Here is a 12,662-nt window from a genome sequence, read left to right as displayed (position 1 = left end):
CTACGTGGCCGGGCCCCGCTTGTACACCCCCTTGAGTACGGGAGCCATCCGATGTACCGACGCTCCGCAGCGGCTGCTGTCCTGCTGACCGCCGCCCTGACGCTCACCGCCTGCAGTTCGGGCGGGGACAAGGCCGACTCCGGCGCCAAGCCGAAGCCCCCGGCCTCGTCGGCGGCACCCGACCCCGCGGACGCCGCGCAGCCGTCGGCCGCCGCGGCCGCCGACGCGAAGCCGACGGGTCCCGTCCTCCCCGACGCGAAGCTCACCCCGAAGACGGGCAGCTTCACGGCGCAGGAGAAGAAGTACCTGAGCGGGCGGGTCCCCGAGAAGATGGACCCGGCGGCCGTTCTGCAGACCGGCCAGGACGCCTGCCAGCGGGTCGCGCGCACCGCGAAGCGCGACAAGGACGCGGCGACCGGAGCCGTCATCACCGGCGAGATCGCGGGCGCCAAGGACGCGATCAACCTTCTGTGCCCGGAGCAGAAGCCGATCCTCGCCGCGGCGGAGAAGGGCTTCGCCGAAGGCCCCCGGACCTCGCCCGCGGCCGGCAGCTACCGGGCGCTGACCCAGGCCACGAACTGCACCTGGGAGGCCAAGGGCAAGGACGGCTCCGTCCTCGCCTCGGGCCCCGAGACCCCGCCCAAGGCGGGCGACAAGATCACGGCGGCGATCCCGGCGGGCACGGCGGAGTTCAACTCCTCCGGCTGCTACGCCTGGATCCCCGCGTAACGAAACACCGACGCCCCCGAGGACCGGAACTCCCGGCCCCCGGGGGCGTTTTCGTACCCGGAACCGGGGTACCCGCGGGGTCACAGCCAACAGCGGAAGGTGGACCCATGGGCATCGGCGGATGCATCGTCCTGATCGTGGTGGGTGCCATCCTCACCTTCGCCAGCGACTGGGAACTGGAGAGCGTCAACCTCGACCTGGTCGGCCTGATCATGATGGCGGTCGGCGGCATAGGCCTCGCCGTGTACACCAGCATCTACAAACGCCGCCGCGCCGCGGGCGGCGCCATCCCGGTCGTGGAGGAACACCGCCGCGACGTCATCTGACGCCGCGGACGCCCTCGTATACCGGGAGGAGGGTGTCCAGGACGGCGTCCATGGAGAAGGAGTGCGCGGCCAGTTCGCGGGCCGCGCGGGAGGCCTTCCGGTTCGTCGCCGGGTCCAGCAGGTCCAGGATCGCGGCGGCGACGCCCGCCGGTCCGGGGTCGACCGCGTGGCCGGCGCCGCTGCGGGCGATGTCGCGGGCCAGGCCGTTGGAGTGGGTGACGACCGGGGGCACGCCCACCGAGAGGGCCTCCAGTACGGACATGGGGAACGGCTCGTCCACCGACGGCAGTACGTAGACGTGGGCGCGGCGCAGCTCCGTGAGGACCTCCGCGCCGGACAGGGCTCCGGGCACGGTGAACCGGTCGGTGAGGCCCAGCGCCCCGATCCGGTCCCGTACGGCACCCAGTTCCCCCTCGTCCGGCCCCGCGACCACGAAGTGGGCGTCCGGGTGGGCGGCGAGGACCGCCGGGGCCGCGTCCACGAAGTCCACCGGCCGCTTGCGGGCCTGCAGGCGCGCCGAGTACAGGATGCGCGGCGGACCGCTCAGCGGGGGCCGTTCCTCCTGCGCCGGGGTGCCGTTGACGAGGCGGACCGCCTGCGCCAGCGGAGCGCCGACCACCGCGTCCAGCCCCTCCCGCTCGTGCGGGGTCAGGTACAGCACCGCGTCCGCGCCGCGCAGCAGGCGGCGTACCGCCACCGCGTCCAGCACCTTGGCCAGCAGCTTCTCGCTCGGGTCCACCATGCCGTGGGTCTGCAGCACCAGTGGCTTGCCCGCCCGCAGCGCCGCCAGCGCCACCGGCAGCGTCACCAGGTCGCGCGCCAGGTGGACGTGCACCACATCGGCGTCCCGCACCAGCCGGCCGGCCGAGGCCAGCAGGGCCGGCGAGGTCATCCCGCTGAAGCCCAGGGGGAGCAGGCGCCGGGCCGGGAACAGCTTCGCCGGGACGCCCTCCACCGAGGTCGGCCACGGGTCCGGGAAGCCCTCGCCGAGTGCCAGCAGCCGCGCCTCGTGCCCCCGGGCCCGCAGCCCCTTCGCCAGGTTCAGCGCGACCCGGACCGGACCGCCGAAAGCGTGCGAGGGGGAGTGGAGCGTGACGGCGTGCAGGACTCTCACTTGGGCTCCTCGACCGGGCGGCGCTGCCCGTCCATCGTCTGAAGGGTCAGTGCAGGAAGGTTTCTGTGGACCACCGAACCGGCGCCCGCGACCGCGCAGCGCCCCAGCGTGACCCCGGCCAGCACGGTGGCGCGTACGGCCACCCACGCGCCGTCCTCGACCACGATCGGCGCGTTGCGGTAGCGGAAGTCGGCGGCCCGGTGGTCGTGCGAACCGGTGCACAACATGGCCTCCTGCGAGACGCACACGTTCGCCCCGATGGTCACCGGCTCCAGGTTCAGCAGCCAGGCGCCCTCGCCGATCCAGGTGTGGTCCCCGACCTCCAGCTTCCACGGCCACAGCACCCGCACCCGGTGCCGGACCAGCACGCCCTCGCCGATCTTCGCCCCGAAGGCGCGCAGCAGCGCCACCCGCAGCCGCGCCGGACAGAACCAGCTCATGAACAGCGTGTTCATCACGGCGAACCAGAGCGCCTGCGTCAGCCGCCCGCGCCCCTTGTCGTACCCGGCCAGCGTGAAGGAAGGAAGATCCCGCAACTGTCGCCCCCATCTGCTCCCCGGACCCCGTCCGGGGGGAGCCCCGCGCCGCCGCCTCCCCGGGCGTGGCCCGCTCAGACTAGACTGCGCGCGGACCAGGCACATCGGGTGGGGGCGGCAGTGACGACGGACATACGCAAGCCCTCCGCAGCGCCCGCGAACCAGCCCGCTGCCTCCCCCTTCGAGGACGAGAGCCTGTGGGGCCGGGCCACCCTCCCGCGCACCCTCCTCTCGCGCGCGCTGTCCGTCCCCCTCGCGCTCGGATTCACCGTCTTCCTGCCGCTGTTCGTCGCCGTCCAGACGGGCGCCGGCGTCCGCGACGCGGCCTTCTGGCTCCAGCTGCTGCTCACCATGTACGCGGGCGCCCGGCTCTCGGCGATGGTCCTCACCAGCCGCCGCAAGCTGCTCCAGGGCTCCTTCTGGCTCTTCGTCTACATGGCCATGGGGGTGGCCCCGCTCGCGCAGGCCGTCCTCGGCCAGGTCCCCACCCCGGTCGTCGGCCCGCGCTCCGACCTGACCGTCGCCATCGGGCTCGTCCTGCTCGGCTGCACGGCCTTCGACGTCGGCGTGCTGCTGGCCAGGCACCGCCCGGCCGGGCGCGCGGGCGGCTCCCAGAAGGCGTCGAAGCCCGTCATGACGCACCGGCGCCGGCTCCAGCTCCTGACGGTCCTGTCGTTCATGTGCAGCGCCGTCTTCATCATGAAGCTCGGCGGCCCGGCGGTCTTCTTCTCCAGCCGCCAGGAAATCATCGCCGGTATCGAGGAGGCGGGCGTCTCCAACGGTGACGGCCAGGCCGGCCAGGCCCTGCTGCGCGGCTTCGGCACCGTACCGGCCCTGCTCGCGCTGCTCCTCCACACCCGCTGGCTGATCACCTCGAAGTTCGCCCGCCGCAAGGTGTCGGTGATCGTCACATGGGCGGCGCTCGCCGGCCTGAACCTGGTCGTCAACAACCCGATCTCGAACCCGCGGTACTGGTTCCTGACGGTCATGTTCGCCCTGCTGTTCACCGTCTTCCCGGTGAGCGCGGCGATGTACCGGGTGGCGCTGTCCATGGCGGTGGTCGTCGCCCTCCTGGTCTTCCCGTTCGCGGACCGCTTCCGCTACGACGAGAAGAACTACCGGCCGGTCGAGACCACGTCCTTCCTGGAGCCGATGGCCCTCAAGGACTACGACCAGATCGGCATGTTCGCGAACACCATCACCTTCTCGAACTCCGGCCCCGGCCACTTCTACGGCCGCCAGCTCGCGGGATCGATCTTCTTCGCGGTGCCGCGCGCGGTATGGCCCGGCAAGCCGCGGGACACGGGCGTGATGGTCGGCCAGTGGATGGGTACGGTCAACACCAACCTCTCCTCGCCGATCTGGGCGGAGCTGTGGCTCGACTTCGGGCCGCTGGGCATGGGCGGCGGCCTGCTGGGCATGGGCTACGCCGCCGCACGCGTCGACCGGCGCTACGCGAAACGCGCGACGCGGAGCAGCCCCCCGGGCAGCCTGATCTCGGTGGTGGTCCCGCTGGTCGCGGGCTACTCCTTCATCCTGCTGCGCGGGCCGCTGCTCCAGGCGTCCGGGCGGGTGGCGATCGCGGCGCTGTGCCTCGCGCTGGTCGCGACCTACCGCACGGACAAGTCCACCACGCTGCGCTAGGCCGTCTCTGGCTTCTCCAGCCCGTCCGGCGTTCGAGGACCGGGTCCGGGCAGAGCCCGGGAAACGGCGAAAGGGCGGGGCGGGGAGAGGAGCCCGCGCAGCGGCTCACACACCGGCGGGGCCGGATTCGCAGCCGGTCAGGCGGCCGGTACGGGCTCGGTGTCCCGCGAGCCGGCAGTGGCCGGGAGGCGCGTGACGCGCCACCAGGCGGCCAGGGCCTTGAGGGCCGAGCCGGCCGCCAGGCCCCACGCGGCGCCCGCCACCCCCCACACCGCGTACCCGCCGAGCAACAGCCCCACGGACAGCAGCGAGAAGACCACCTGTAGGGACAGCGTGGCCTTCGGGGCCAGCACCCGCAGGGTCAGCAGCGCGCACGTGCCGAGCCCCATCACGGCGTACTGCGCCCCGGTGGCCGGCAGCAGCGCGGACGCGTCCGCCCAGGTGTCGCCGAGGAGTTCCCGGCCCAGCCGGTCGGGCAGCAGGTACAGGGCCGCGGCCCAGCCCGCGCCGACCGCCGCCAGGACGAGTCCCAGGACGGCCGTGGCCCGGACCGTGGCGCGCTTGCCGCCGAGCCGCCCGAGGACCGGCGGCCCGAAGGCGTTCGCGGAGTTGAACAGCACGTTCAGCGGCCCGAAGAGGGTGGTCGCACCCCGCAGCGCACCCACGGCCAGCGGCGTCGCGAAGACGCCGAGGCCCAGTACGGCGAGCTGGCTGGAGCCGTTGCCCACCGCGAACTCGACCACGAACCGCTGCCCGAGGTGACCGCGCCGCAGGTACGGCCGCAGGTCCGCGCGGGCGCCGCGCACGTACGGCCGCAGCAGCCACAGCCCGAGACCCAGCGCGGGCAGCGCGGAGAGCCCCCAGGCGAGGACCAGCCGTCCCGCCGAGGCCCCCTCGGGCTGCACCGCCAGCGCCGCGACCACGCACACCAGCCGCAGCGCGTCGGCGGCCAGTGCCCGCTCCGGGGCGCGCAGCGCGGAGAAGCAGTACCGCAGACCGTCCTGGAGGAGCACCAACGGCAGTACGAGGCCCAGCGCCAGGAAGGCCGTCCCGGTGGCCCCGGCCAGTGCGAGCCCCGCCACCAGCAGCAGCGCGCCCACCGCGGTCGACGCGGCGGCGGTGAAGCCCATGGCGGAGCGGCACTCGGCGCCCAGCTGCTCGCCCTTGGCCAGCACGAGGCTCTGGCCGACGTAGGCCATGTTCAGCCCGAGGAGCACGCTGAAGGTCACGTACACCATCGAGAAGTCGGCGAACCCGGCCGCCGAGGACAGCCGGGCGGCCAGCACCAGCACCAGGATGTTGGTGGCGCTGGAGGCGGCCTGATCCAGGACCGACGCGACGGCGGCGAGGCCGCGTCGGCTCATCTGCGGCCCATGCGGACGGTGCGCAGCGCGACGGTGTCGGTGCCGTCACCGGGGATGTGCTGTTCGGGCTCGGCCACTTCGTAGGGGATCGGCTGCGGCTGCGGCACGGGCTTGCCGGCCTTCGCAGCGGTCCCGGGACCCCCGGCGGGGGCGGCCGGCGCCGGGCCGTTCTTGTCCTTGCCGCGGCCGCGCTTCTCGCCGGGCAGCGGCGCGTGCAGCACGGCGCCGAGCACGGTGCCGCCGGCGCCGCTGATCAGCTCGCGGATCCGGGACAGGTCGGTGCGGTGCACGGCGCGCGGGTCGCAGACGACCAGGACGCCGTCGACGCGGTCGACGAGGGCGAGGGCGTCGGCGTAGGAGAGCACCGGCGGCGCGAGCACGACGACGGTGGCGTTGGGGGAGTCGGCCTCGGAGATCAGCCGGGTGGCGCGGGCCGAGGTCAGCGAGCGCGGGACGTTGCGCGCCCGCTCGCCCGGGATCAGGTCGAAGGAGCCGGACTCGCCGGCGTCCACGACGAGCTGGCGTCCGTCGGGCCACTCGGTGTCCGAGTGGCGGCCGCCGCCGCTCGGGCCGCCCGGGGTCTGGCTCCAGCGCGGCCGGCCGCCGGCGTCCGTCGGCAGCTGGCTGGCCAGCACCGGGGTGCGCAGGTCGGCCTCGATGAGGAGCACGTCCTTGCCGGTCTCCGCGAAGGAGGCGGCGAGGTTCACGGCCACCGCGGCGGCGGTCTCGCTGCTGCCGCGCGGGGCGACGACGAGCAGGCGGCGCCGGTCGGCGAAGCGGGCGTCGTAGGCGAGGCGGAAGGCCACCGAGCGGTATTCCTCGGCGAGCCGGGGGTCGGCCTCGCCGGCGGCGAGCAGCGGTCCGCCGCCCGTCCGGTCCCGGGGCAGGTAGCCGAGGACGGGTGCGCGCAGCGCCCGGGCGACGTCGCCCTCGGAACGCGGGGCCGGGTCGAAGACGAGGCGGACCCAGGCGGCCAGCAGGCCGAGCGCGAGGCCGACGGCCGCGCCGAGCGCGAGCGACATGATGATGCCGGGGCCGTCGGTGGCGGTGGGCGCGGTCGCCGCACTGGTGACCCGGCCCGGCGTCATGTCCAGGGCCTCAAGCTTGGTGATCTTGGTGTTGTAACCGCCGACCTCGCTCTGCAGGTCGGTCTTGGAAGAGCTGGCGGCGTCGCGTCCGGCGCCGGCCGGCATCCGGGCGATCTCCTTGGACAGCTCGTCGAGCTGCTTGGCGATCGGGTCGCGCTGCTCCTTGTACCCCTTGACCATCTTGTCGCGGGTGGCGTCGAGGGCTTCCTGCCGCTTCAGCAGGTACGCCTCGGTCATCGTGTTGGCGCGCTTGGCGGCCTCCTTGGGGGAGTCCGCGGTGTACGTGAAGCGCAGCACCATGGTCTGCGGCGGGTTGGTGACCTGGAGCCCGCTGCGCAGGGCGGCGAAGCCGGACGCGCCCACGCCGAGCTTCTTCGCCGCCTCGTTGGCTATGGAGGAGCTGAGCGCGACCTGGCGCTCCGAGCCGATGTTGATCGCCTTGTCCGGGGCGAGGCTGGGGTTGAACGGGTCGTCGGTGGGCGCGCGCAGGACGACGTCGGCGGTCGCGACATAGGTGTCCGCCGTGGAGATGCCGAGGTAGACGCCGCCCAGCAGACCTACTCCGATGCCCGCGCCGATAAGCCTGCGGTAGCGCAGGAGCTGCCGGAACTGGTCTCTCAGGAGATCCGGTTCGTCGTCGGCCGGTGCCGCTGCAGGGCGGTTCGTCTCGATCACGGCCGGGGTCCCCCAAGTGCTTCGTCTATCAGTGCGTCGATGCGGGCCAGGCCCGCTTCGCGGCTCAGGTGGGCCGCCACGTGGCGGGGTCCGGCCGCTCCCAGTGCGTCCGCGCCTTCGGGGTCCTCGGCCAGGGCCCGGACGGCCTTCAACAGCGCCTCCGGATCCTCCGGCGGTACGAGTACCCCCGCGCCCGAGCGTTCCACTTCCTGGGCGGTCCCGCCCTCCGCCGCCACGGAGGCGACGACGGGCCGGCCCGTCTGGAAGTAGGAGGTGAGCTTCGACGGGACGCTCATGTCCAGCACGGCGGCGTGCTGCGTGACCGCGAGAACGTCCGCCGCGGCGAGGATATCCGGGAACTCGCCGTCAGCGGCAGGGGGGATGATGTCCAGATTCGGCACATCCGCCGCGAGATCGGACAGAGCCGCCCGCTGACTGCCGTCGCCCATCAGGACGAAGCGGACACTGGGATCCAGCCGGGCGGCGCCCACGAGGACTTCCAGGCCCTGCTTGAGGCCCATGTTCCCGGAGTGCAGGACGACGGTCTCGCCCGGTGCCCAGCCCAGGTGGTGGCGGGTCTCGCCGCGCGGCTTGGTGGGCACGGACACGTGGGACCAGTTGGGGACGAGACGGATCTTCTTCGGGTCCACGCCCATGCCGACGACCCGGTCCACGAAGGTCTCGTGGATGACGCCGACGAGGGTGGCCCGCTTGAGGGCGTACGCCTCGGCGCGGCCGGCGATCGCGGCCGCCTTGTCGCCGCCGCTGATCCCGCTCTGCGCCGCGGCGGCGCCCATCAGGTCCTGGACGACCGGGATGTACGGGACCTTCCACCGGGCCGCGAGCCGGGCGGCGAGCACCCCGCCGGCCAGGCTGGGCATCTGGGCGAGGACCGCGTCGGGCCTGGGCATCCGGGGCGGGGCCACGGCGCCGTGCAGCAGAATCGATCCTTCAAAAAGGGCGCGCTTCACGGCGGTCTGGCGCGGCGGCACGGTGTGCGCACGCCGGTGCACGGTCACGCCCGCACGCTGTTCCGTGCGCTGGAAGGCGCCCTTGTACTCCGGTTCGAGCGACCACGCCGGATAGTGCGGCATGCCCGCCAGCACGTGGGTCTCGTGACCGAGATCCGCCCAGTGCTCCGCGATCTGGGTGGCGTACGGGCCGATCCCCGCGTGCTCCGGAGCGTAATTGGTGGAAACCAGCAGCATGCGCCGGTGGCCGGATCTGGACACTGAGCGTCCCCTTCTCCCCTGGATGATGCGCACGTCACCCTATTCGTTCACCAACGTGGTGCGGAACGTGCACGCTATTGTCTGCTAATCCGCTGCACCGGGGGGTGTGGCCGCTGGGGGTAAATGATGACGGAGCACGACATGTCCGACCTTGCTGCGCCTTCGCGTAGGCCGTACCGCGTCGGCTATGCGCCTGGTGCCTACGATCTGTTCCATATCGGCCATCTCAACATCCTTCGGCACGCCCGGAGCCAGTGCGACTACCTGGTCGCCGGAGTGGTCTCCGACGAGATGGCCGAGCTCGCCAAGGGGCGCCGCCCGATGATCCCGCTCGTCGAGCGGCTGGAGATCGTCCGCAGCGTGAAGTACGTCGACGCAGCCTTCGTCGAGACCGTCCCCGACAAGGTGGAGACCTGGAAGCAGGTCCGCTTCGACGTCATCTTCAAGGGCGACGACTGGCGCGGCACCCCCAAGGGCGACCGGTTGGAGAAGGACTTCGCCGCCCACGGCGTCGACGTCGTGTACTTCCCCTACACCGTCCACACGTCCAGCACCCAGCTGCGCCGGGCCCTGGACGCGCTCGCGGAGCCGGCCGCGGCTCCGGGCCAGGTCACCGGCGAACGGCGCTGAGCTCCCGGAACCACTTCGCGAGGAACGCCAGCAGGAACAGCGCGGCGACCACGCCCAGTCCCGCGTACGCCCAGGTGAACAGCTTTCCGCCGCCGAGCAGTACGAACACCAGGCAGAACACCCCGTAGTCCACGGGCAGCAGGGCCACCGCACGCGCGGTCGACGGCGCGGCCGCCGGGCTGCCGGGGGCCGGCTTCGGCTTGAGCTTCTCGGTCAGCAGCCCGCCGAAGAAGGTCACCACCGCGGCGAACTGGAAGCCCAGCGGCACCAGCAGCCAGCCGTCCCCGCCCGTCCCGTACGCCTCGGGGAACCGGTAGAAGGCGATCAGCACACAGGAGTGCAGGGCGGTCAGCTTGGCGGCGTCCACGACGTGGTCGAGCCATTCGCCCGCCGCACTGCCGCCCCCGCGCAGCCGGGCCAGCTGCCCGTCCGCGGAGTCGAAGGCGAAGCCGACGGCGAGGGCCGCCCACACCGCGATCCCCAGCCCCCACGAGGGCGCGGCCAGCGCGACCGCGGCCACGGCGGCGAAGCTGAAGGCCGCACTGATCAGCGTCACCTGGTTCGGGGTGAGCCCCAGCGCGTACGAACCGGCGGCCAGGTACCGGCCGACGGGCCGGTTCACGAATCGGGAGTAGAGCGAAACCCCCTTCGCCGACTTCTGCGCCCCGCGCAGTTCCTGCAGCGCGGTCGTGACTCTGCCCATGCAGGGACCCCCTCCGAGACGATGTCGAACACATCATCGCAGTACGAACGAGGGAGCTGGTTCCGGATGTGCGGGTACGTCCGGAACCAGCCGGGCGGGCCGGTTCCCACGGCCCGCCGGTGCCCGGCCCGCGGCCCTCGGCCCACCACCCTCAGCTCACCACCCTCAGCAGCAGCACCGACCGTGCCGGGACCGTCAGGGCCAGCCCGCCGCGGTGACGGGTGCCGGGAGGAGCGGACTGGGCCTCCAGGGAGGTGTCCAGGACGACCTCGTACTCCTGCGCCCACGGCGCCCCCGGCAGGACCCACGGCACCGGCCGGTCCCCGGTGTGCAGCAGCACGAGGAAACTGTCGTCCGTCACCTGCCGGCCCCGCTCGTCGCGGCCCGGGATGTCCCGCCCCGACAGGTACATCCCCAGCGCGGCGGCCGGCGCGTACCAGTCCCGCTCGGTCATCTCCGCACCTGACGTGGTGAACCAGGCCAGGTCCCGCAGCCCGTCGGCGCCCTGCGACCGCCCGGAGAAGAACGCCCGCCGCCGCAGCACCGGATGGGCGTGGCGCAGCGAGATCAGCCGGGAGGCCAGGGCGAGGAGGGACCGCCAGGACGGATCCTCCAGCAGCGACCAGTCCACCCAGCCCGTCTCGTTGTCCTGGCAGTAGGCGTTGTTGTTGCCGTCCTGCGTGCGCCCGAACTCGTCGCCGGCCACCAGCATCGGCACGCCCGTGGACAGCAGCAGGGTCGTGAGCAGGTTGCGCAGCTGACGGCGGCGCAGCGCGCCGATCCGGGGATCGTCGCTCTCGCCCTCCGCCCCGCAGTTCCACGACCGGTTGTCATTGGTCCCGTCCCGGTTCGCCTCCCCGTTCCCCTCGTTGTGCTTGCGCTCGTAAGTGACCAGGTCGCGCAGGGTGAAACCGTCGTGCGCGGTCACGAAGTTCACCGAGGCGTACGGCCGCCGCCCGCCCCACGCGTACAGGTCGCTCGACCCCGACAGCCGGTAGCCGAGATCCCGTACGTCGGGCAGCGCGCCCCGCCAGAAGTCCCGTACGGCGTCCCGGTAGCGGTCGTTCCACTCCGTCCACAGCGGCGGGAAGGCGCCCACCTGGTAGCCGCCCGAGCCCACGTCCCACGGCTCGGCGATGAGCTTGACCCGCCGCAGCACCGGGTCCTGGGCGATCACCGCGAGGAACGGCGAGAGCATGTCCACGTCGTGCATGGAACGGGCCAGCGCCGCCGCCAGGTCGAAGCGGAAGCCGTCCACCCCCATCTCGGTCACCCAGTAGCGCAGCGAGTCCGTGATCAGCCGCAGCACGTGCGGGCGGCCCGCGTGCAGGGTGTTGCCGCAGCCCGTGTAGTCGGCGTAGCGGCGCTGGTCGGACTGGAGCCGGTAGTAGCCCCGGTTGTCGATCCCGCGCAGCGAGAGGGTGGGACCCAGCTCGCCGGCCTCCGCCGTGTGGTTGTAGACCACGTCGAGGATGACCTCGATCCCGGCCGCGTGCAGGGCCCGGACCATCCGCTTGAACTCCCCGACCTGCTGCCCGGCCGTACCGCTCGACGAGTAGCCCGCGTGCGGGGCGAAGTAGCCGACCGAGTTGTAGCCCCAGTAGTTGCGCAGCCCCCGGCGCAACAGGTGGTCCTCGTGCGCGAACTGGTGCACCGGCAGCAGTTCGACCGCCGTCACGCCCAGCCCCGTCAGGTGTTCGATCGCCGCCGGGTGCGCGAGGCCCGCGTAGGTGCCGCGCAGCTCCTCCGGAATACCCGGATGGCGCATCGTGAAGCCGCGCACGTGCAGTTCGTAGATCACCGAGTCGGCCCACGGGGTCTTCGGCCGGACGTCGTCCGCCCAGTCGTCGTCATCGTGGACGACCACGCCCTTCGGGACGAACGGCGCCGAGTCCCGGTCGTCGCGCACGGTGTCCGCGATGTACTGCTGAGGCCAGTCCCGGACGTGCGCGTACACCTCCGGGGGCAGCGTGAAGTCCCCGTCGACGGCCCGTGCGTACGGGTCCAGGAGCAGCTTCGCCGGGTTGTACCGGGCGCCCGTCCAGGGGTCCCAGCGGCCGTGCACTCGAAATCCGTACCGCTGTCCGGGGCGTACGCCCGGCACGAACCCGTGCCAGATCTCGTGGGTGTGCTCCGTCAGGGCGCAGCGGGTCTCGGCGCCGGCCTCGTCGAAGAGGCACACCTCCACCGCCTCCGCGCCCTGCGCCCACAGGGCGAAATTGGTGCCCGCGGTCCCGTCCGGGCCGTGGTGGAACCGGGCCCCCAGCGGGTGCGAGGACCCCGGCCACACGGGTGCCCCCGGACGCGCGTGCACCCGTGTCACCTGGCCCCTGACCTGGCCGTTCGGCCGCTCCTTCGGCCGCTCCTTCGGCCGCTCCTTCGGTCGGCCGTCGATCTGCGGTACGGGCGCGGCGTGACCGCTCCGCACCGCTTCGACGGCATTGCTGACGGCTTCCACCGCCTCCTGCTCGGCTGCGCTCGACACTGCCCGCCTCCACGGCTCCTGGGTACCGGCGGGGGTAGGGGAGAGTGCGGCCCCGGCGTCCCGGCCTGGGCCCGCCCCCGTCTGGTCCTTCCCACTGTTCTGCCCGGACAGTTCTGCCCGGAACGTCGCCCGCGCT

General features: G+C 72.9%; 11 protein-coding genes. 4 read left to right on the top strand and 7 right to left on the bottom strand.

Annotated features, from left to right (window positions below; translation table 11 throughout):
* The first annotated feature begins 51 nt into the window (after positions 1-51).
* Both B6R96_RS11370 and B6R96_RS11365 read left to right on the top strand, forming a co-directional pair.
* On the top strand, positions 52-729 hold the full coding sequence (locus tag B6R96_RS11370) for a hypothetical protein (protein WP_053705328.1): 678 nt from the start codon (positions 52-54) through the stop codon (positions 727-729).
* A gap of 107 nt (positions 730-836) precedes the next feature.
* On the top strand, positions 837-1,055 hold the full coding sequence (locus tag B6R96_RS11365) for a DUF6458 family protein (protein ID WP_030386876.1): 219 nt from the start codon (positions 837-839) through the stop codon (positions 1,053-1,055).
* Here B6R96_RS11365 and B6R96_RS11360 read toward each other — a convergent pair.
* Together B6R96_RS11360 and B6R96_RS11355 are read right to left on the bottom strand one after the other, a co-directional pair.
* Positions 1,048-2,169 carry a glycosyltransferase gene (locus B6R96_RS11360; RefSeq protein WP_081522399.1) on the bottom strand — a complete coding sequence of 374 codons (1,122 nt, stop codon included), beginning with the start codon at positions 2,167-2,169 and terminating at the stop codon, positions 1,048-1,050. The two genes, B6R96_RS11365 and B6R96_RS11360, sit on opposite strands and share 8 nt — an antisense overlap.
* On the bottom strand, positions 2,166-2,705 hold the full coding sequence (locus tag B6R96_RS11355; RefSeq protein ID WP_081522398.1) for a WcaF family extracellular polysaccharide biosynthesis acetyltransferase: 540 nt from the start codon (positions 2,703-2,705) through the stop codon (positions 2,166-2,168). Before B6R96_RS11355 ends, B6R96_RS11360 begins: the two co-directional genes overlap by 4 nt.
* Before the next feature lie 195 nt (positions 2,706-2,900).
* Here B6R96_RS11355 and B6R96_RS11350 point away from each other — a divergent pair, with 195 nt between their 5' ends.
* On the top strand, positions 2,901-4,349 hold the full coding sequence (locus B6R96_RS11350; protein ID WP_107475692.1) for a hypothetical protein: 1,449 nt from the start codon (positions 2,901-2,903) through the stop codon (positions 4,347-4,349).
* Positions 4,350-4,486: 137 nt separating this feature from the next.
* On the opposite strand, the gene B6R96_RS11345 is transcribed toward B6R96_RS11350, so the two are convergent.
* The 3 genes from B6R96_RS11345 to B6R96_RS11335 are packed head-to-tail and all read right to left on the bottom strand — an operon-like array spanning position 4,487 to position 8,684.
* Complete coding sequence (locus B6R96_RS11345; RefSeq protein WP_081522396.1) at positions 4,487-5,713, bottom strand: hypothetical protein; 1,227 nt, start codon at positions 5,711-5,713, stop codon at positions 4,487-4,489.
* On the bottom strand, positions 5,710-7,476 hold the full coding sequence (locus B6R96_RS11340; RefSeq protein WP_030386871.1) for an LPS biosynthesis protein: 1,767 nt from the start codon (positions 7,474-7,476) through the stop codon (positions 5,710-5,712). Before B6R96_RS11340 ends, B6R96_RS11345 begins: the two co-directional genes overlap by 4 nt.
* On the bottom strand, positions 7,473-8,684 hold the full coding sequence (locus B6R96_RS11335; protein ID WP_053705331.1) for a glycosyltransferase: 1,212 nt from the start codon (positions 8,682-8,684) through the stop codon (positions 7,473-7,475). The genes B6R96_RS11340 and B6R96_RS11335 overlap by 4 nt, the downstream gene beginning before the upstream one ends.
* A 165-nt stretch (positions 8,685-8,849) precedes the next feature.
* On the opposite strand from B6R96_RS11335, the gene B6R96_RS11330 reads away from it, so the two are divergent.
* Positions 8,850-9,338 (top strand): adenylyltransferase/cytidyltransferase family protein, encoded by a 489-nt coding sequence (locus tag B6R96_RS11330; RefSeq protein ID WP_030386869.1) that lies wholly within the window; start codon positions 8,850-8,852, stop codon positions 9,336-9,338.
* On the opposite strand, the gene B6R96_RS11325 is transcribed toward B6R96_RS11330, so the two are convergent.
* A complete protein-coding gene (locus tag B6R96_RS11325) occupies positions 9,319-10,041 on the bottom strand; it encodes a CDP-alcohol phosphatidyltransferase family protein (RefSeq protein WP_030386868.1) in 723 nt (240 codons plus the stop codon). The two genes, B6R96_RS11330 and B6R96_RS11325, sit on opposite strands and share 20 nt — an antisense overlap.
* A gap of 151 nt (positions 10,042-10,192) precedes the next feature.
* The gene (gene glgX, locus B6R96_RS11320) at positions 10,193-12,526 is read right to left on the bottom strand and encodes a glycogen debranching protein GlgX (RefSeq protein ID WP_053174695.1); all 2,334 of its coding nucleotides are present in this window, start codon (positions 12,524-12,526) and stop codon (positions 10,193-10,195) included.
* Positions 12,527-12,662 lie beyond the last annotated feature (136 nt).

This window comes from Streptomyces sp. Sge12 (assembly GCF_002080455.1).
Classification (GTDB): domain Bacteria; phylum Actinomycetota; class Actinomycetes; order Streptomycetales; family Streptomycetaceae; genus Streptomyces.
This window is presented reverse-complemented; position numbering and strand designations above follow the sequence as displayed.

What these genes read in the sequence shown, in the direction of transcription:
- B6R96_RS11330 (WP_030386869.1), top strand. Translation starts at nt 8,850, where the DNA reads ATGTCCGACCTTGCTGCGCCTTCGCGTAGGCCGTACCGCGTCGGCTAT.
- B6R96_RS11335 (WP_053705331.1), bottom strand. Translation starts at nt 8,684, where the DNA reads ATGCTGCTGGTTTCCACCAATTACGCTCCGGAGCACGCGGGGATCGGC.
- B6R96_RS11345 (WP_081522396.1), bottom strand. Translation starts at nt 5,713, where the DNA reads ATGAGCCGACGCGGCCTCGCCGCCGTCGCGTCGGTCCTGGATCAGGCC.
- B6R96_RS11365 (WP_030386876.1), top strand. Translation starts at nt 837, where the DNA reads ATGGGCATCGGCGGATGCATCGTCCTGATCGTGGTGGGTGCCATCCTC.
- B6R96_RS11370 (WP_053705328.1), top strand. Translation starts at nt 52, where the DNA reads ATGTACCGACGCTCCGCAGCGGCTGCTGTCCTGCTGACCGCCGCCCTG.
- B6R96_RS11325 (WP_030386868.1), bottom strand. Translation starts at nt 10,041, where the DNA reads ATGGGCAGAGTCACGACCGCGCTGCAGGAACTGCGCGGGGCGCAGAAG.